The sequence below is a fragment of the Serratia sp. (in: enterobacteria) genome, from assembly GCF_051654945.1.
In the GTDB taxonomy this organism is placed as follows: domain Bacteria; phylum Pseudomonadota; class Gammaproteobacteria; order Enterobacterales; family Enterobacteriaceae; genus Chania.
Genome location: NZ_JBOFZA010000072.1, coordinates 298,042 through 316,024 on the forward strand (window position 1 = coordinate 298,042; position 17,983 = coordinate 316,024).

At 55.7% G+C, this 17,983-nt stretch carries 14 protein-coding genes; 10 read left to right on the top strand and 4 right to left on the bottom strand.

What is annotated here, in order from left to right; all coding sequences use genetic code 11:
• From hflD to ACRDCA_RS11885, 6 genes are all read left to right on the top strand, one after another.
• Positions 1-627 carry a high frequency lysogenization protein HflD gene (gene hflD, locus ACRDCA_RS11860; RefSeq protein WP_438689680.1) on the top strand — a complete coding sequence of 209 codons (627 nt, stop codon included), beginning with the start codon at positions 1-3 and terminating at the stop codon, positions 625-627.
• Between the two features lie 21 nt (positions 628-648).
• On the top strand, positions 649-2,019 hold the full coding sequence (purB, locus tag ACRDCA_RS11865) for an adenylosuccinate lyase (RefSeq protein WP_438689681.1): 1,371 nt from the start codon (positions 649-651) through the stop codon (positions 2,017-2,019).
• A gap of 284 nt (positions 2,020-2,303) precedes the next feature.
• Positions 2,304-3,287 carry a transcriptional regulator EbgR gene (gene ebgR / locus ACRDCA_RS11870; RefSeq protein ID WP_438689682.1) on the top strand — a complete coding sequence of 328 codons (984 nt, stop codon included), beginning with the start codon at positions 2,304-2,306 and terminating at the stop codon, positions 3,285-3,287.
• 427 nt (positions 3,288-3,714) lie between these two features.
• Positions 3,715-6,786, top strand: a complete 3,072-nt coding sequence (ebgA, locus tag ACRDCA_RS11875; RefSeq protein ID WP_438689683.1) for a beta-galactosidase subunit alpha — start codon at positions 3,715-3,717, stop codon at positions 6,784-6,786.
• 3 nt (positions 6,787-6,789) lie between these two features.
• The gene (locus ACRDCA_RS11880; RefSeq protein ID WP_438689684.1) at positions 6,790-7,242 is read left to right on the top strand and encodes a beta-galactosidase subunit beta; all 453 of its coding nucleotides are present in this window, start codon (positions 6,790-6,792) and stop codon (positions 7,240-7,242) included.
• A gap of 90 nt (positions 7,243-7,332) precedes the next feature.
• On the top strand, positions 7,333-8,748 hold the full coding sequence (locus ACRDCA_RS11885; RefSeq protein ID WP_438689685.1) for an amino acid permease: 1,416 nt from the start codon (positions 7,333-7,335) through the stop codon (positions 8,746-8,748).
• A gap of 45 nt (positions 8,749-8,793) precedes the next feature.
• Here the strand turns inward: ACRDCA_RS11885 and ACRDCA_RS11890 are convergent, their stop codons facing one another.
• Positions 8,794-9,495 carry a GNAT family N-acetyltransferase gene (locus ACRDCA_RS11890; protein ID WP_438689686.1) on the bottom strand — a complete coding sequence of 234 codons (702 nt, stop codon included), beginning with the start codon at positions 9,493-9,495 and terminating at the stop codon, positions 8,794-8,796.
• Between the two features lie 363 nt (positions 9,496-9,858).
• Here ACRDCA_RS11890 and ACRDCA_RS11895 point away from each other — a divergent pair, with 363 nt between their 5' ends.
• The 4 genes from ACRDCA_RS11895 to ACRDCA_RS11910 all read left to right on the top strand — a co-directional run bounded on the left by ACRDCA_RS11895 (position 9,859) and on the right by ACRDCA_RS11910 (position 14,537).
• On the top strand, positions 9,859-10,578 hold the full coding sequence (locus tag ACRDCA_RS11895; RefSeq protein ID WP_438689687.1) for a gluconate 2-dehydrogenase subunit 3 family protein: 720 nt from the start codon (positions 9,859-9,861) through the stop codon (positions 10,576-10,578).
• A complete protein-coding gene (locus tag ACRDCA_RS11900) occupies positions 10,579-12,357 on the top strand; it encodes a GMC family oxidoreductase (protein ID WP_438689688.1) in 1,779 nt (592 codons plus the stop codon).
• 17 nt (positions 12,358-12,374) lie between these two features.
• The gene (locus ACRDCA_RS11905) at positions 12,375-13,646 is read left to right on the top strand and encodes a c-type cytochrome (RefSeq protein WP_438689689.1); all 1,272 of its coding nucleotides are present in this window, start codon (positions 12,375-12,377) and stop codon (positions 13,644-13,646) included.
• Positions 13,647-13,772: 126 nt separating this feature from the next.
• The gene (locus tag ACRDCA_RS11910) at positions 13,773-14,537 is read left to right on the top strand and encodes a GntR family transcriptional regulator (RefSeq protein WP_438689690.1); all 765 of its coding nucleotides are present in this window, start codon (positions 13,773-13,775) and stop codon (positions 14,535-14,537) included.
• Here ACRDCA_RS11910 and ACRDCA_RS11915 read toward each other — a convergent pair.
• From ACRDCA_RS11915 to ACRDCA_RS11925, 3 genes are read right to left on the bottom strand one after another with little or no spacing between them, the layout of a single operon-like run.
• Positions 14,524-15,498, bottom strand: coding sequence for a PfkB family carbohydrate kinase (locus ACRDCA_RS11915; RefSeq protein ID WP_438689691.1), 975 nt, complete (start codon positions 15,496-15,498; stop codon positions 14,524-14,526). The genes ACRDCA_RS11910 and ACRDCA_RS11915 overlap by 14 nt on opposite strands.
• Positions 15,495-16,514: an ADP-ribosylglycohydrolase family protein gene (locus ACRDCA_RS11920; protein WP_438689692.1), complete on the bottom strand. Its 1,020-nt coding sequence runs from the start codon at positions 16,512-16,514 to the stop codon at positions 15,495-15,497. The genes ACRDCA_RS11915 and ACRDCA_RS11920 overlap by 4 nt, the downstream gene beginning before the upstream one ends.
• Positions 16,515-16,565: 51 nt before the next feature.
• A complete protein-coding gene (locus tag ACRDCA_RS11925; RefSeq protein ID WP_438689693.1) occupies positions 16,566-17,816 on the bottom strand; it encodes a nucleoside permease in 1,251 nt (416 codons plus the stop codon).
• Positions 17,817-17,983 lie beyond the last annotated feature (167 nt).

The following is a 17,983-nucleotide window of genomic DNA, read 5'->3' on the forward strand; positions in this document are numbered from 1 at the left end:
GTGGCGAAGAATTATTACGACATCACGCTGGCTATGGCCGGGATTAGTCAAGCAGCCCGTCTGGTACAACAGTTGGCGCACGAAGGGCAGATGGATAACGAAGCCTTTCATACCTCGCTCAACAGCCTGTTGCAGATGGATCCGCCTTCTACCCTGGCGGTATTTGGCGGTGAAGAGCGTAACCTGAAGATGGGCCTGGAAACCTTGATTGGCGTGCTCAACGCCAACAACAAAGGCCCAGCCGCCGAGCTGACCCGCTACACCATCAGCCTGATGGTGCTGGAGCGCAAGCTGAACGCCAATAAAACGGCGATGAATACGCTCGGCGATCGGTTGAGCCAGTTGGAGCGCCAGTTGGCGCACTTTGAGCTGGGTTCAGAAACCATCATCAGTGCCCTGGCCGGTATCTATGTCGATGTCGTAGCCCCTTTGGGGCCGCGTATTCAGGTCACCGGTTCGCCCGCCATCCTGCAAAATCCGCAGGTGCAGGCCAAGGTTCGTGCCACCCTGCTCGCCGGTATCCGTGCCGCCGTGCTCTGGCAACAGGTTGGCGGCAGCCGCCTGCAATTAATGTTTTCCCGTAATCGTCTGCTTACGCAGGCGCAAAATATCGTTGCTCATTGTTAATCTTCCCAGGAGTTGCTACCGATGGAATTATCCTCACTGACCGCCGTTTCCCCTATTGATGGACGCTACGGTGATAAAGTCAGCGCACTGCGCACCATTTTCAGCGAGTATGGCTTGCTGAAATTCCGCGTGCAGGTTGAAGTACGTTGGCTGCAAAAACTGGCCGCTTGTGCAGAGATCAAAGAAGTTCCCGCTTTTGACGCCGACGCAAACGCTTACCTAGACAAGATCGTCGCAGAATTCAGCGAAGAAGACGCACAACGCATCAAAACCATCGAGCGCACCACCAACCACGATGTGAAAGCGGTTGAGTACTTCCTGAAAGAGAAAGTGGAAGCAGTACCTGCCCTGCACGCGGTGTCCGAGTTTATCCACTTCGCCTGTACCTCAGAAGACATCAACAACCTGTCGCACGCCCTGATGCTGCACACCGCCCGGCAGGACGTGGTATTGCCACACTGGCGCAAGATCATCGAATCCATCAAAGGACTGGCGCTGGAGTATCGCGATATTCCGCTGCTGTCACGTACCCATGGCCAACCTGCTACCCCGTCTACCGTGGGTAAAGAGTTTGCCAACGTGGCCTACCGGATGGATCGTCAATATCGCCAGTTAGAGCGCGTCGAGATCCTCGGCAAAATCAACGGTGCGGTAGGCAACTACAATGCCCACATCGTGGCCTATCCGGAAGTCGACTGGCACCGTTTCAGTGAAGAGTTCGTCACTTCGCTGGGGGTAACCTGGAACCCGTACACCACCCAAATCGAGCCACATGACTATATCGCCGAGCTGTTCGACTGCGTGGCGCGCTTCAATACCATCCTGATCGACTTCGATCGTGATGTCTGGGGCTATATCGCCCTGAACCACTTCAAGCAAAAAACCATTGCCGGTGAAATCGGTTCTTCTACCATGCCGCATAAGGTTAACCCGATCGACTTCGAGAACTCCGAAGGTAACCTGGGCCTGGCCAATGCGGTGCTGGGCCATCTGGCGAGCAAACTGCCGGTTTCCCGCTGGCAGCGTGACCTGACGGATTCCACGGTGCTGCGCAACCTGGGCGTAGGCCTGGGCTATGCGCTGATTGCCTATCAGGCCACCATGAAAGGCATCAGCAAGCTGGAAGTGAACCGTGCGCACCTGCTGGACGAGCTGGATCACAACTGGGAAGTACTGGCCGAGCCAATCCAGACCGTGATGCGTCGCTACGGCATTGAAAAGCCGTATGAGAAACTGAAAGAGCTGACTCGTGGCAAGCGCGTCGATGCGGCCGGGATGCAGACCTTTATCGATAGCCTGGCACTGCCGGAAGAAGAGAAAACCCGCCTGAAAGCGATGACGCCGGCTAACTATATTGGCCGCGCAACCACTATGGTTGATGAGCTGAAGTAAGCATACTTCCCCCTCACTCCAACCCTCTCCCACAAGGAGAGGGTACTGCCACCGTTACGTGGTCAGGTGCAGGGGGAGTTTGCAATAAATCTAGTTCCCCCGTTGGCGTTGGTGCAGTGTGTCAAGCTATTGCACCGCAAACGCCCATCCCCGATCCCAGCTTTATCCCGCAACTTCGATAAGATCTCCTTAATTTTTTACTAAAAACTGATGAAAGTTCGCCGTCATCCCTTACAATGCCAGGTAACCAAGTTTGCCGTTCAGGCTGTGAGTTAAGGATAGATATGGCAACGCTGAAAGATATCGCGGCCGAAGCTGGAGTTTCACTGGCAACGGTCTCCCGGGTTCTGAATGACGATCCCACGCTCAACGTCAAAGAAGAAACCAAGCATCGCATTCTCGAAATTGCCGAAAAGCTGGAATATAAGACCAGCAGTGCCAAAAAACATCTGACTAACGCGGTGGTACAGCACCACGTGCTGGCGCTATACAGCTATAAGCAAGAGCTGGAAATCAACGACCCTTACTACCTTTCCATTCGTCACGGCATCGAAACCCAGTGTGAAAGGTTGGGAATTGAGCTCACCAACTGCTACAAAAACAATCAACTGCCTGAACTGAAAAAGATCACCGGCGTGCTGATCGTCAGCAAACCCGCACCTGAAACCCTGCGTAAAGCCGCTGCGCTTACCGATAACATCTGCCTGATTGATTTTAACGAACCCGGGTGTGAGTACGACTCGGTGGACATCGATCTGGCAAAAATCAGCAAAGAGATCATCGATTTCTTTATTGAACACGGTGCCAAGCGCATCGGTTTTATCGGCGGTGCCGATGAGCCGGACAGAGCGGATATCCGCGAAGCGGCCTTTGTGGAATACGGGCGGTTGAAAGGCGTGGTTCGCGAGCAAGATATCTACCGGGGCGATTTCTCTAGCGCCTCCGGTTATGAGCTGGCGAAAAAGATGCTGGCCAAAGGGGATTATCCCTCTGCGCTGTTTGTCGCTTCTGACTCGATCGCCATTGGGGTATTACGCAGCATCCATGAGCTGGGGCTGAAAATTCCGCAGGACATTGCCCTGATCAGCGTAAACGATATACCCACCGCACGTTTTACCTTCCCACCGCTGTCTACCGTGCGTATCCATTCGGAAATGATGGGCATCCAAGGGGTCAATCTGCTGCTGGAAAAATTCCGTGATGGCCGCGCCCTGCCGCTACAGGTCTACGTGCCCAGCAAGTTAAAGCTGCGTGAAACCACCCTATAAGGGCCCCTCACTCTAACCCTCTCCCAAAGGGAGAGGGGACTGAACGTGCTACATATTGGCATCTGCGCCACCTGCGGCTTCGGACTCGCCCCCTCTCCCCATCACTGTGCCTAGGGTATCCCTGGACGCTATATCGGGAAAGGGCCGGGGTGAGGGGCATCCAACTATCCGTTATTAGTAAAATATACTAATAATTTGGCTATGTTTTACCTCTATATTTATCACTCCTTCCCGCTTGCTACGCCTTTCTGCCATTTCTTTATCTCGATCACAGAACCACCAGCCCATCGTCCATAAAGCGTGATCGAGTTAAAGTAAAAGCAATTACCGGCTATATTTTAGTAAATGTTTTACTAAAATCCATGCCAGGCATTGACGCATTCCAGCGAACACTAGGGTCTACCGCCTTCAGACCAGGAGAGATGACGTGAATAATTGGGAAAATTTTCAACACCTGCATGAGAACCGGATGGCCCCCCGCGCCTACTTCTTCTCATATGATTCACTTAAACGCGCCCAGACCTTTCAGCGCGCCCTCAGCAGCCACTTTATGGCGCTTAGCGGCCAGTGGAGCTTTAGCTACTTCACTAACCCGCTGCTGGTGCCCGAAGCCTTTTATTCACAAAGAATGGCAGACTGGGGCCAGATCACGGTGCCCAATATGTGGCAGATGGAAGGCCATGGCATCCTGCAATACACCGACGAAGGGTTCCCCTTCCCGATCGATGTGCCTTTCGTCCCGACGGACAACCCAACCGGTGCTTACCAACGCAGCTTTACGCTGGGCGAACAGTGGCGTGGCAAACAGACCATCATCAAATTTGATGGCGTTGAAACCTATTTTGAAGTCTATGTTAACGGCCAGTATGTGGGCTTTAGCAAGGGCAGCCGCCTGACCGCCGAATTTGATATCTCCGATTACGTGCAATCCGGGGAAAACCTGCTGGCCGTGCGCGTCATGCAGTGGGCGGATTCTACCTATATTGAAGACCAGGATATGTGGTGGACGGCTGGCATCTTTCGCGATGTCTATCTGGTGGGCAAAGAGCCGGTGCATGTGCAGGATCTGACCGTTCGCACCGATTTTGCCGCCGACTATCAAAGCGCCACCCTGTCCTGTGTGCTGGAGATCGAAAATCTGTCCGGGACAGCGCTAGCAGACTACGTGGTGGAGTATGCCCTGTTTGATAACGATAACCTCCTGGTACAACAGAGTCTGGGTGCGCTGGCGCAAACCCATTTTGCTATTACTCTGGCAAACCCGATCCAGTGGTCGGCGGAAAACCCCTATCTCTATCAGCTGTTTATCACCCTTAAAGCCCCTGATGGCTCCGTGCTGGAGGTGATCCCGCAACGCGTCGGATTCCGCGATATCAAGGTGCGCGACGGCCTGTTCTACATCAACAACCAGTATGTGATGCTGCACGGCGTAAACCGCCATGATAACGACCATCTGAAAGGCCGTGCGGTAGGCATGGATCGCGTCGAAAAAGATCTGATCCTGATGAAACAGCACAATATCAACTCGGTACGTACCGCGCATTATCCGAACGATCCGCGCTTTTATGAGCTGTGTGACATTTACGGGCTGTTCGTGATGGCCGAAACCGACGTCGAAACCCACGGTTTTGCCAACGTGGGCGACCTGAGCCGCATCACCAACGATCCAGCGTGGGAAACGGTGTTCGTCGATCGTATCGTGCGCCACGTCCACGCGCAGAAGAACCATCCGTCGATCGTGATGTGGTCTCTGGGCAATGAATCCGGCTACGGCTGCAACATCCACGCGATGTACCATGCCACCAAGGCCATCGACGATACTCGCCTGGTGCATTACGAAGAAGATCGCGACGCCGAGGTGGTGGATATCATCTCCACCATGTACACCCGCGCACCGTTGATGAACGAGTTTGGTGAACACCCACATGCCAAGCCACGCATCATCTGTGAATACGCTCACGCGATGGGTAATGGCCCCGGCGGCCTGACGGAATACCAGAACGTGTTTTACCAGCACGATCATATTCAGGGCCACTACGTCTGGGAATGGTGCGATCACGGCATCCTGGCGCACGATGAGCAAGGTCAGGCATTCTACAAATACGGCGGCGATTTCGGCGACTACCCGAACAACTACAACTTCTGCATGGACGGGCTGATCTTCCCGGATCAAACTCCAGGGCCAGGCCTGAAGGAGTACAAGCAGGTGATCGCACCAGTGAAGATCCGTGCGCTTGAGGCTCGTCTTGGCACCTTCCTGGTTGAGAATAAACTGTGGTTTACCAACCTGGATGATTACACCCTCACCGCCGAGATCCGCGCGGAAGGCGAAACGCTGGCAACGCTGCCGCTGCGGTTGAAAGATCTGGCGGCCAACTCCTCGCGGGAAATCAGTCTTGATCTGCCTGAACTGGATGAGCGCGAAGCCTTTGTCAACTTCACCGTGCGCAAGAATTCCAGCACCTTGTACAGCCAGGCCAATCACGAAATCGCGGTCTATCAGTTCCAGCTCAAAGAGAATACCGCGCAGCCTGAACGCTTTATCAACCCCAATGCGTTGCCGCTAGAGGTGGCAGAAAGCCGTCTGGCGTACTGCATCAGTGGCCAGGACTTTGCGCTGACCTTCTCAAAGGTGAACGGCAAGCTGACCTCCTGGCTGAGCCATGGCGAAGAAATCATCGCTTCTGCTCCAGCGTTAAGCTTCTTCAAACCGATGATCGATAACCATAAGCAGGAATATCAAGGCCTGTGGGAACCCGCGCATCTGCAAATCATGCAAGAGCACTTCCGTACGCTGGACGTTATCCAGACCAATGGCCGCGTTGAAATCACCGTGACCAGCATCATCGCCCCACCAGTCTTCGATTTCGGCATGCGTTGCTGCTACCGCTACCAGATCAATGCCGAAGGCCAGCTCAACGTGGAACTCAGCGGCGAGCGCTATGGCGATTACCCTTATGTGATCCCGGCTATCGGGCTGGATTTGGGCATCAACGGCGGTTTTGAGCAGGTGAACTATTACGGCCGTGGCCCGGAAGAGAACTATCAGGACAGCCAACAGGCCAACCTGATCGATATCTACCAGACCACGGTAGCCGAGATGTTCGAGCACTATCCGTTCCCACAAAACAACGGCAACCGCCAGCATGTACGCTGGGCAGCGCTCACCAACCGGCACGGCAGCGGCCTGCTGGTCAAACCGCAACAGGCAATCAACTTCAGCGCCTGGGAGTACACCAACCAGGGCTTGCATCAGGCGCAGCATACTAACGAACTGCAACCCAGCGGTTATATCACGCTCAACCTCGACCATCAGGTGATGGGCCTGGGTTCCAACTCCTGGGGCAGCGAAGTCCTCGATTCATACCGGGTGTATATGGCGCCGTTCCGCTACGGCCTGACCCTGATACCGCTGCAAGCCGGTGACGTCAGCGCCCAGGCGCTGGCCAACCACGACTTTGCCAATGAGTTCTTCACGCCAACCGCAAACGAGGCCTGATCCATGCACGTATTAGACAGTCTGGAACAATTCAAAGTGGTGTATCGGGACGGGCGCAAATGGCACCGTTGCGTGGAAGCCATTAACAACATTGCCAATATCCAAGATGGCGTGATGCACTCCATCGGCGACACGCTGGTCTACATGATTGAAGACGGCGTCAGCCGCAATAGCGCCAGTTTTGAAGGCAACCGCCGCTATTTCACCATCCATTACTACCTCGAAGGCGGGGAAACGGTGGAGTTCGCGCCAAAATCCGCCCTCTCCCCCGTTACCGCCTACCGGGATGAAACCGACCGCGAATATCTGCAAGGCAGCGGGCAGACCTGCGAACTGCGTGCCGGGCAACTGGCGATTTTTGACAATCAGGAAGCCTACCGTTTTCACGGCGACAACCGGGTAAGAAAAGTGGTGCTGCGGGTCACCATTGAGGATGGCTACATGTTGAACAAGTGATCCTGCTGGCTATGAAGCGAACCGGGCGGGATATCACTCCCGCTCAATCCTGATTGAGTTCATCATTGATGTCGTTCATCGGAGGACGCTATGTCCGATTCTTTACGTGGCACGATTGGCAAGTTTGCCCTGTTGTCGATGACCTTTGCGGCGGTGTTCAACGTGCGCAATATCGTCAACAACAACATTGAGCTGGGCTTAAGCTCAGCCCCGGTATTTTTGTTTGCGACGTTGGTTTACTTCATTCCCTTTGTGTTCATTATCGCGGAGTTCGTATCCGCCAATAAGAACTCGGAGTCGGGAATGTACGACTGGCTGAAACAGCCTCTGGGTACCCGTGCGGCCTATATGGGGTCATTCCTGTATTGGTTCGTTAACCTGTTCTGGTTTGTGTCCCTGCTGCCCAACGTGATTGCCTATGCGTCTTACGCCATCATGGGCCGTGAGTACGCTTTTTCCCCGGTGATGGTATCGATTATTTCGATCGTGCTGTTTGCCGCTACCACCCACATTTCCACCAAGGGTGCCAGCTGGTTGGGCAAGATTGCCGAAGTTGTGGCTTATGGGGTCTTCGCACTGTTTGCGATTTACGTGCTGGGCGCGCTGATGGCGCTGAGTGGGGATCACGTCCCCGCACAACCCATCACGCTGGAGGCGATGACGCCGACGGTGAACTGGGCAACGTTGGGTATCATGTGCTGGATCTTCCAGGCAGCCGGTGGGGCAGAAACGGCAGCGGCCTACCTCAATGACGTCAAAGGGGGCCAGAAGTCGTTTATCAAGGTCATCATTATTGCCGGCGCGGTGATTGGCGGGATGTATGCCGTCGGTTCCCTGCTGGTTAACGTGTTTGTCGCCCGTGAAAACCTGACCTACGCGGGTGGTATGGTGGAAATCTTCACCGGCATGGCCAAATACTTCGGCATTTCCGAAACGCTGGTGGGCCGTCTGGTGGGTGTCGTGCTGTTTATCGCCATCTTCGGTTCAATGATGATGTGGACCTCCGCACCGGTCAAAATCCACTTCTCCGAGATCCCGAAAGGCGTGTACGGCCCAAAAACCACCGAACTGAACCAGCATGGCGTGCCGGTACGTGCCGCATGGTGGCAGTTTGCCTTCGTGTTCGTGATGCTGGTGGTCAACGGTTTTGGTTCAGAATCGGTACAGCAGATGATGAACACCGCGATCAACCTGACGGCGGGCACGGCAATGCTGCCACCGATCTTTATCATGGTGGCCTACTTTGTGTTCCGCTGGAAACACGACGATACGCCGCGTGAGTTCCGCATGGGATCGCGTAAGTTTGGCATGGGCGTGGTTTCGGTGTTGATCACCATCTTTGTGGTCAGCATGACGGCATCGGCGTTCCCGCCGGGCGTAGATTTGATGAGAGCCTTCTTTATCAACGTCTGTATGACCGCCGTATTCTCTGCCCTGGCCTGGTGGTGGATCTCACGTTTCGAGGCCAAACAGGTAAGAAACAAAGCGGTGCTGACCGAACGGTAAGCTCCAAATAATGGCAGGGAGCAATGTCTCTCTGCCATCTCATGGTTAAGACATAAACGCCTGTAAACGCTGTTTCTGCTGACCCTGCGCGCTAAAGTTCTCATCGGCCAACCAATCTTCAAACGCACTCCGCACCTGCGGCCAGTTTTGGTCGATCATTGCAAACCAGTCGGTATCGCGATTGCGACCCTTGGTCACCAGCGCCTGCAAGAAGCGCCCTTCGTACCGGAAACCAAAACGTTGCGCCGCCTGCCTGGAAGGCGCATTCAGGCTATCGCATTTCCATTCACAGCGACGGTAACCCAACTCGTCAAAGGTGTGGCGCAACATCAGGTAGATCGCCTCGGTGGCGCAGGAGCGCTGCTTCATCAGCGGTGACCAACAGACATGGCCAATTTCCAACACCCCGCTGGCCTCTTCAATACGCATAAAGGCCACCGTTCCGACGGGCTGCTCAGTAGCCGAATCGAACACCACCAGATTCACCAATGCCGGATTGGCTTGCAGCTTTTCCAGATGCGCACGCATCTCCTGCGGGCTATCTGGCCTCTCCCCCATCAGGTAAGTCCAGTCGCGTCCATCGGGCGCTAGCTGGTAAGCCGCGAACAACGCAGCCGAGTCCCGCTCGGCATCCAACATCGCCAGGTAGCAAAATTTGCCGGTAAGAGATACCGACTGTGGGCGCGGCAAGGCCTGCCATTGTGGTAAAGGGTCACCCACTGGCTGACCATATTGATTTATCGCCATAAAAAGTATTCCGTCTGGTTGCTGCAACAATAGCTTCTCACCCTCAGCATATACCTAGCCCAGCATGCCTCATATAGACCAATTAACCACAGCGACCAGACCAATCTACCAACGCTTGTTGACTGCAATAGTCAAGGAAAGTTGTTAATGAAATGATCCAAGTCAAGATCAATGTGAAGAAAATGTTTTGATACAGATGCTTTATTGTTTGTTTTACTTGCCAAGATCTACACTTAACCCACCATACCAGTAGCTTGCTAATCATCATTGGTCATGTCCCTTAACCCGTTTACTGCCCAAGACTGTGGCAGCGTAGCCGATCTGCGCGCGGGTATTTCTGTTAAACATATTCAAGGTGGAATCATGTCTCGACAGCACTCTCCAGAACCGCCACGGCGGAACTTCCTCAAGAAAACCCTGGCACTAATACCGCTGGCTGCGGCTGGGGGCACCGGCGTAGTCACGCTAACGACGCCACCAGCCTCAGCGGCGGGTGTCTCCCCTCACTATGTCCCTGCTTATTTCAATAACGATGAATGGCGCTTTCTGCTGGCGGCCTGCGATCGCCTGATCCCCAGTGACAGCAATGGCCCTGGCGCGGTCGAGGAAGGTGTGCCGATTTTTATCGATAAACAGATGACCACGCCTTATGGCCACGGTGGCCTGTGGTATATGCACCCGCCGTTTGTCCCTTCGGCCCCTGAGCTGGGCTATCAGTCCAAACTGACGCCACGAGAAACCTACCGCATCGGCATTCGTGGCCTCAACGCACACTGCCAGCAGCAGCTCCAGAAAGCCTTTGCCGATTTAGAGCATGTCCAGCAAGAGCAAATCCTGACGGCGCTGGAGAAAGGCGAACTCGACTCTGAGGCGCTGCCCGGTAAAGCCTTTTTCAGCCAACTGCTGCAAAACACCAAAGAGGGTTATCTGGCCGATCCGCAGCACGGCGGTAACCAGTCGATGGCTTCATGGAAACTGATCGGCTTCCCCGGCGCACGGGCCGATTTCACCGACTGGGTCGATCATCCCAATCAAGCCTATCCCCTTGGCCCGGTAAGTATCTCCAGCAAAAGGAATGCATAAATGAGCAGCATAAAAAAACCACCGGTAGACGTGGTGATTGTCGGATTTGGCTGGACCGGCGCCATTATGGGCATGGAACTGACCGAAACCGGCCTGAGCGTATTGGCATTGGAGCGCGGTGAGCAACGCGATACCTACCCTGATTTTGCCTATCCACGGATTGCCGACGAACTGACCTATGGCATCCGCCTGAAACTGGAGCAGGAGATGGCACACGAAACCGTCACCGTGCGCCACACGCCAGCAGATTTCGCCGTCCCTTACCGTCAGCTTGGCTCCTTTTTGCCCGGCAACGGCGTTGGCGGCGCTGGCGTCCACTGGAACGGTATGCACTGGCGCGCCCTGCCCGCCGATCTGAAGATGCGCAGCACGGTGACGGAAAAATATGGCGACAAATGGGTGCCCGAGGGCATGCTGTTGCAGGATTATCCTGTCAGCTACACCGAGCTGGAGCCGTATTTCGATAAGTTCGAGCGGGTTTGTGGCACTGCAGGCAAGGCCGGTAATCTGCAAGGCAACATCATCAAGGGCGGCAATCCGTTTGAAGGCCCGCGCAGCCGCGAATATCCGACTGCGCCCCTCAAGCAGCTTTATTCTGGCTCGCTGTTCGGCAAGGCCGCCGAGTCGCTCGGTTATCATCCGTTCAGCATTCCGGCGGCCAACTGCTCCGAGCCTTATACCAATCCCTACGGTGTGCAGCTCGGTCCCTGTAACTACTGCGGTTACTGTGAACGCTTCGGCTGCTTTATGTATTCCAAGGCTTCGCCACAGACCACCATTCTTCCGGTGCTGATGAAGCGGAAAAACTTTGAGTTGCGTACCCAGTCGCAGGTCATCAAGGTCAATCTGGACAGCAGTGGTAAAAAGGCCACCGGCGTCACCTACGTGAATGCCGAGGGCCAGCAAATTGAGCAACCGGCAGATCTGGTGATCCTCAGCGCCTTCCAACTGCATAACGTGCGTCTGCTGCTGCTCTCTGGCATCGGCAAGCCTTATGATCCGGTCACCGGCGAAGGGGTCGTTGGCAAGAACTACGCCTATCAGATGAACAGCGGCATCTCGCTGTTTTACGATAAAAACACCCATTTCAATCCGTTTATCGGGGCGGGTGCCGCAGGTACGGTGATCGACGATCTCAACTCGGAAAACTTCGATCATGGCTCGCTGGGCTTTATCGGCGGGGCCTATATTTCCGCGACCCGCACCGGTGGCCGTCCGATCCAGCAGATGTCGTTACCACCGGGGACACCTACCTGGGGCAGCGGCTGGAAACAGGGTATCAAAGACAATTATCAGCACGCCATGAGCATCGGCTCCGAAGGCTCGGTAATGCCCTACCGCGACTGCTATCTCGACCTCGACCCGACCTATCGCGATGCCTATGGGCTACCGCTGCTGCGCATGACCTTCGACTGGAAGGATAACGAGATCAAAATGACCCAGCACATTACCAGCAAGATGGCCAACATCGCCAAGGTAATGGAGCCGAAGCAGATGGCGATTTCGGTGATGGGCAGCGGTTCGCACTATGACGTGCGCCCTTACCAATCCACCCACACCACCGGCGGGGCCATCACCGGCGATAACCCAAAAACCAGCGTGGTGAACAAGTACCTGCAATGCTGGGACGTACCTAATGTGTTTGTTACTGGAGCCTGCGCCTTCCCGCAGAACCTGGCTTATAACCCTACCGGGATCGTCGGCGCACTGGCCTATTATTCGGCGCAAGCGATCCGCAATCAGTATCTGAACCAGCCCGGTCCGTTGGTTCAGGCCTGATGCGCAAGGAGAAAATAATGAAAGGATTAACCCCCTCGCTGCTGGCCTTGCTGGTATTAAGCAGCGGCGCTCTGGCCGCCGATGAGACCAATCTGGTCGCTCGAATTGCTCATGGCGAATATCTGGCCCGTGCCGGTGACTGCGCCGCCTGCCATACCGCGCCTGGAGGCATGGCCTTTGCCGGTGGATTGAAGATGACTACGCCGGTTGGCGCCATCTATTCCACCAACATCACCCCAGACAAAGCCACCGGGATCGGTGCCTACAGCCAACAGGAGTTTGCCGATGCCTTGCGCAAGGGCATTGCACGTGACGGCACCCGTCTGTATCCCGCTATGCCTTACCCTTCTTTCGCCAAGATCAACGATGAGGATATGCGCGATCTGTATCTCTACTTCACCCAACGGGTAACGCCGGTCACGCAAAAAAATCAGGCCAGCGATATCCCCTGGCCACTGAGCATGCGTTGGCCACTGGCGATGTGGGACGGCATCTTCCGTGAGGATGGCGTCTATCAGCCGGACACAGGCCAAACAGCACCATGGAACCGTGGGGCCTATCTGGTCCAGGGTTTGGGCCACTGCGGCAGTTGCCATACGCCACGCGGCATCGGCTTCCAGGAAAAGGCGCTGGATCAGACCGATGACGCTTACCTGAGTGGCGGGACACTGGAAGGTTGGCACGCCGCCACTCTACGTGGCGATACGCTTAGCGGGCTGGGTAGCTGGAGCGCTGAAGATCTGACCCGCTTCCTGAAAACCGGCCACAGCGACAGGTTTGCCGCTTTTGGCTCGATGGTGGACGTGGTGCAAGACAGCACTCAACATCTGAGCGACGAGGATTTGCAGGCGATCGCAACCTATCTTAAATCGCTGCCTGCTGGAGATGAACAACCCGCGCCACCAGCCAACAAACCTCTGGCACTTTATACGACCGACAAAGGCAATCCGGGCGGCCAGGCTTATCTGGACAGCTGCGCCGCCTGCCATCGCAGCGACGGCCAGGGATATCGCAATACCTTCCCGCAGTTGGCCCATAACCCGGCGTTGTTGGCAGAGGATCCCTCTTCAGTGATCAGCATCATCCTCAATGGATCACGCACGCCGATGACCGCAAACGCGCCGACCGGGCTAACCATGCCGGACTTCGGCTGGCGGCTGAGCGACCAGCAGGTTGCCCAGATCGCGACCTTTGTACGCAACAGCTGGGGTAATCACGCCACTCCGGTCACCGCCGAACAGGTCAAAGACCTCCGGCAGAACAGCACCGTCAAACCCTCCCAACCGTAAACAACGCAACGGGCCTGGTTTACCAGGCCCAATCAATTCAGCAGATATCGTGCTACGCGGTTGCGCAACCCGCTGAAATCACCTTAAATAAGCTCTTGTATTAAGGCTACAGGATTTCGGTCGTCTATGAGCATGGATCCCAACCAGCGCCTGCTGGATAAACTGCAACAAGATCTGACCAGCGCTGGTGCTATGCCGCTCTACCTGCGTTTTAACGAATCGGTACGTCAGGCCATTGAGCTTGGCTTATTGAGCCAAGGAGATTTTCTGCCCAGTGAACGGCATTTCACCGAACGCCTGGGGATCTCGCGCATCACGGTACGCAAGGCTTTGGCCTGTCTGGAGCAGGACGGTATTATCGGCCGCTCACGGGGCTATGGCACCTTCATTCAAAGTACCGTGGCGCAGCCTAAGCTGGCCTATTCATTAGCCGATGTGAAAGGTTTCTCACGTGAGGTGATGCTGCAAGGCCGCAAGCCGGACACCATGTGGATCAGCCGTGAACAGATCCCGGCGGATAATGCTTTAGCAGAAAAGCTGGCGCTGGCCGAAAAAACGCTGGTGTACAAACTCAAGCGCATTCACTTTATCGATCAGCGCCCCATGTCGGTGGCGGTGTCTTATGTGGTGGCGGAGGCGATAGCCAACGTCGATGACATCGGCGTTTCCCTGTATGACTATTTTCGTTTGAACAACGTGGAACTGGGGTCACTGCGCAGCCAGGTCAGCGCCGCCATGAGCGACGAAGAAACTCTGCGGGCGCTACAGCTGAAAGAACCGATGCCGCTGCTGATCATCAAGCAAACGCTGTTCGACAGCCAGAAAAAACCGATCGAATACAGTGAAAGCTTCTGCCGCAGCGACATGTACGAGTTTATCAGCGAGGATTAAGCTCCTCGCTGGCCAGTAACTGAGCCAGGGTTGGCGCACAATCCCCACCGGCCTGCGAGACGACGTAACCGGCAATGCTATTGGCTAACATCATGCTTTGGCGAGCGCTCAGGCCCAATGCCAATCCGGCGATCAGACCTGCGCTGTGGCTGTCGCCAGCGCCAATACTGTCGACCACCTTGACCTGACGCGCGGCAATCCAACCGTGATCTTCCGGCCCGGCAAAATAATAGCCGCCTTCGCCCCCGCAACGCACAATCACCAGTTGCCCGGTGGTTGACCATAACCGTTGGCAGAAGCCTGTCATATCTTCCTGCATACCAAGATGCTGAGCTTCACGCTGGTTCAGCGTCAGGATCATCCCCGGACGGATCAGCCGTTGCAACAGGCTCTGCGCCATCACGTCGATGCGCGGCCCAATATCCAGCACTACCCGAACCTCGGCAGGCAGGCGCAACAGCCAATCCACCAGCACGTTCCCCTGTTTGGCACCCAGTTGATAACCGGAAAGATACACCAGTCCGCTTTGTGGCGTCGCACTGGCCAACCACTCCGGCCGCCACTGGTTTTCTATGCCATCGATAGAGATGAAGGTGCGCTCTCCGTCCGGTTCGACCAACGCCAGACACCAGCCGTTATCCTCACCCGCGACTTGCAGATCGGAAATCACGCCACGCTGCCCCATCTCGCTGCGCAAACGCTCTGCCCACACGCCTTCTCCCACCGGCAGCAGATTGCGGCTGGTAACACCCAACTGACGCAGGGCCACGGCGATATTCAGCGCACAGCCCCCTAAATGCAGCCCCTGCATCCGGGCAGACACATCGCCACCGCGTACCGGCAATGCATCGGCGTTCACCACCATATCCATCACCGCTGCGCCGATCACCGTCACCGGGCACTGCTGATGCCAGCCGCCCTGGGTCAGCGTCTGTAATAACTCGCGTCGTTCGTGACTCATTCGCCCTCCTGCCAGCGCTGACGGAAACGGATAAAGGCCTGCGCGTAATGATTGATATCCAGCGGATTCACCCGTTTCAGTTCCGCCAGCATAGCTGCATCGAACGCTTCGATACCGTTCAGGGCACCGCAGATCGCCGTGGCCATTGCGCCGATGGTATCAGTGTCACCGCCCAGGTTGGCACACAGGATCGCACAGCGGGTGGGATCGGTCTGCGCCAGTTCGACCATCGCCAATGCGGCCGGTACAGATTCTATGGTGCTGACCCCTGCACCTACCAGCTGGTAGACTCGCTCTGAAGCCTGCTCGGTGCCGCCAGCCCGTTCCACCACCTGGAAGGCCAGCTCGATACGCGCCGCTAAAGACGCACTAAAGGTGGTGCTGTGGCGGCGTTGGGCGTAATCGGCCACCCCTGGCAATGCCAGACGGATTTCAGCCCAACTGGCTCCTTCTACCGCTTTGGCAACCGCCCAGGCAATCACCACCGCACCGGCAACGGCAATATCGGACTTATGCGTCGGGCTTGAAGCCAGCCAGACCTGCTGGCAAAACTGTTCCAGCGGGGCGGAAGGCAGTACGCAACCCAGCGGAGAAACCCGCATCGCCGCGCCGTTGGTCACGCCATTGTTTTCCAGCTCGCTAATCGGCGTACCCTTCTTCTGCTCCCCCAGCGCCAATTTAGAGCTCGGGCCGAGAATGTTTTTGTTGAAGGCATCAAAACTGTCGACCCAACGGATCACGTTGCGGGCAATCAGTTCCGGCACCACTTTGCCGTCAGCCTCGATCAGCGCGTCGGCCAGCGCCAGTGCCATCGAGGTGTCATCGGTGTACTGCGCCGCCTTGAAATAACAGGCGGCAGAGTTTTCCGCCGGACCATCAAGGAAGCGGTCGATCCAGCCAAAATGGCGCTTAACCCGCTCACGCGGCCACAGCTCGGACGGCATACCGAGCGCATCGCCCAGCATTTGGCCGTAGAGTGCACCCACTACGCGTTGTTCCTGGGTTAACTGCTTCATCTGTTTCTCCTGAATTTTTACCATGCCGGGCAACACGCCCGGCGCAATGAATTAAGAACGAGCCACGTCAATCGGGGTGATAGTGTTATTGCGCTCACGGAAGAACAGCAGGAATAGCAACATGACGGCCACGACCATCACCGCACCCACGCCCCACACGGCAAACCAGTCAAACGTCATACCGTCTCGTGGCTGTTCAAGCGCGAAGGTGGTCATCGCACGACCGCCCAGCCAGTTGCCGATAAAGCTGCCCAGCCCTTGGCAAATCAGGGTGATCAGCCCCTGCGCGGCAGTACGCATATGCGGTGGCGCTTTTTTGTCGACGTAGATATAGCCGGTCACGAAATAGAAATCGTAGCTGACACCGTGCAGCAGAATGCCCATGAACAACATGCTGTAGGCCCAGACGTCGGCGGTGCCGCCGTAGATAAAGAACACATAGCGGATCGCCGCGGTGACGAAGCCCAGCATCAGCACCCTCTTGATGCCATAACGCTTAAGCAGCAGCGGCAACGCCAGCATGGCGAAGATTTCCGACACTTGTCCCAGGGTCATCCAGCCGGTGGCATTCGGTAACCCAACCTGAGTCAGATAACCATTGGCAAACTGGTAGTAGAACGCCAACGGCATGCAGAACAGGAACGAGCACAGTGCGAAGGTAGCAAATGAACGATCCTTCAGCAGCCCGAGCGCGTTCAGGCCCAGCAACGCTTTGATATCCACCGGACCAGAGCCTTTGGCTGGCGTATTGGGCAATACAAAGCTATACAAGCCGAGCGCGATTGAAGCCACACCGGTAATGATCAACGGCAGGTTACTATCGGAAATATTGCCCAACCCCAGCAACGGCGGCAGCATAAAGCCCACCACCAGGCCGGAGGCAATCCAGCCCAAGGTGCCCAGCACCCGGATGCGCGGGAACTCTTTTTCAGTATCGGTAATATTGGCAAAGGCGATACTGTTGGTCAGCGCTACGGTCGGCATATAGGTGATGGCATAAACCACCAACAGCGGGAAGAAGGTGGCGAAAGTGGTTTGCCAGGCGATGATAAACATCAGCCCCCCACCGGCCAGATGCAGCCATCCCAAGACTTTTTGCGCGGCGAAATAGCGGTCGGCAATGACGCCCACCAGCACCGGCGAGAGGATCGCCGCAATCGCGGTACTGCTGTATGACCAGGCAATTTCCCCCGGGGTAAAGCCTAGTTTGTTGAGGTATTGCCACAGAGGAACAAACCACGCTCCCCAGATAAACCATTCGATAAACATCATGACAGACAGCTTCAGATGAGGATGTTTCATTATTATGTATCCTTGCTGGCTAGCTTTCCGGCGTCGGCACGGCAAGCGGTGTAGGGTTCCTGGTGTTAGCATCTTTACGATACCTATGTAATACCTTAATGATACCTTTATGGGTTTGCAACGATCCCGCTCACACTTCACACTGACGCCCATGGTTTAAGTTTTGT

What these genes read in the sequence shown, in the direction of transcription:
- purB (WP_438689681.1), top strand. Translation starts at nt 649, where the DNA reads ATGGAATTATCCTCACTGACCGCCGTTTCCCCTATTGATGGACGCTAC.
- ebgR (WP_438689682.1), top strand. Translation starts at nt 2,304, where the DNA reads ATGGCAACGCTGAAAGATATCGCGGCCGAAGCTGGAGTTTCACTGGCA.
- ACRDCA_RS11880 (WP_438689684.1), top strand. Translation starts at nt 6,790, where the DNA reads ATGCACGTATTAGACAGTCTGGAACAATTCAAAGTGGTGTATCGGGAC.
- ACRDCA_RS11885 (WP_438689685.1), top strand. Translation starts at nt 7,333, where the DNA reads ATGTCCGATTCTTTACGTGGCACGATTGGCAAGTTTGCCCTGTTGTCG.
- ACRDCA_RS11890 (WP_438689686.1), bottom strand. Translation starts at nt 9,495, where the DNA reads ATGGCGATAAATCAATATGGTCAGCCAGTGGGTGACCCTTTACCACAA.
- ACRDCA_RS11895 (WP_438689687.1), top strand. Translation starts at nt 9,859, where the DNA reads ATGTCTCGACAGCACTCTCCAGAACCGCCACGGCGGAACTTCCTCAAG.
- ACRDCA_RS11900 (WP_438689688.1), top strand. Translation starts at nt 10,579, where the DNA reads ATGAGCAGCATAAAAAAACCACCGGTAGACGTGGTGATTGTCGGATTT.
- ACRDCA_RS11905 (WP_438689689.1), top strand. Translation starts at nt 12,375, where the DNA reads ATGAAAGGATTAACCCCCTCGCTGCTGGCCTTGCTGGTATTAAGCAGC.
- ACRDCA_RS11910 (WP_438689690.1), top strand. Translation starts at nt 13,773, where the DNA reads ATGAGCATGGATCCCAACCAGCGCCTGCTGGATAAACTGCAACAAGAT.
- ACRDCA_RS11915 (WP_438689691.1), bottom strand. Translation starts at nt 15,498, where the DNA reads ATGAGTCACGAACGACGCGAGTTATTACAGACGCTGACCCAGGGCGGC.
- ACRDCA_RS11920 (WP_438689692.1), bottom strand. Translation starts at nt 16,514, where the DNA reads ATGAAGCAGTTAACCCAGGAACAACGCGTAGTGGGTGCACTCTACGGC.
- ACRDCA_RS11925 (WP_438689693.1), bottom strand. Translation starts at nt 17,816, where the DNA reads ATGAAACATCCTCATCTGAAGCTGTCTGTCATGATGTTTATCGAATGG.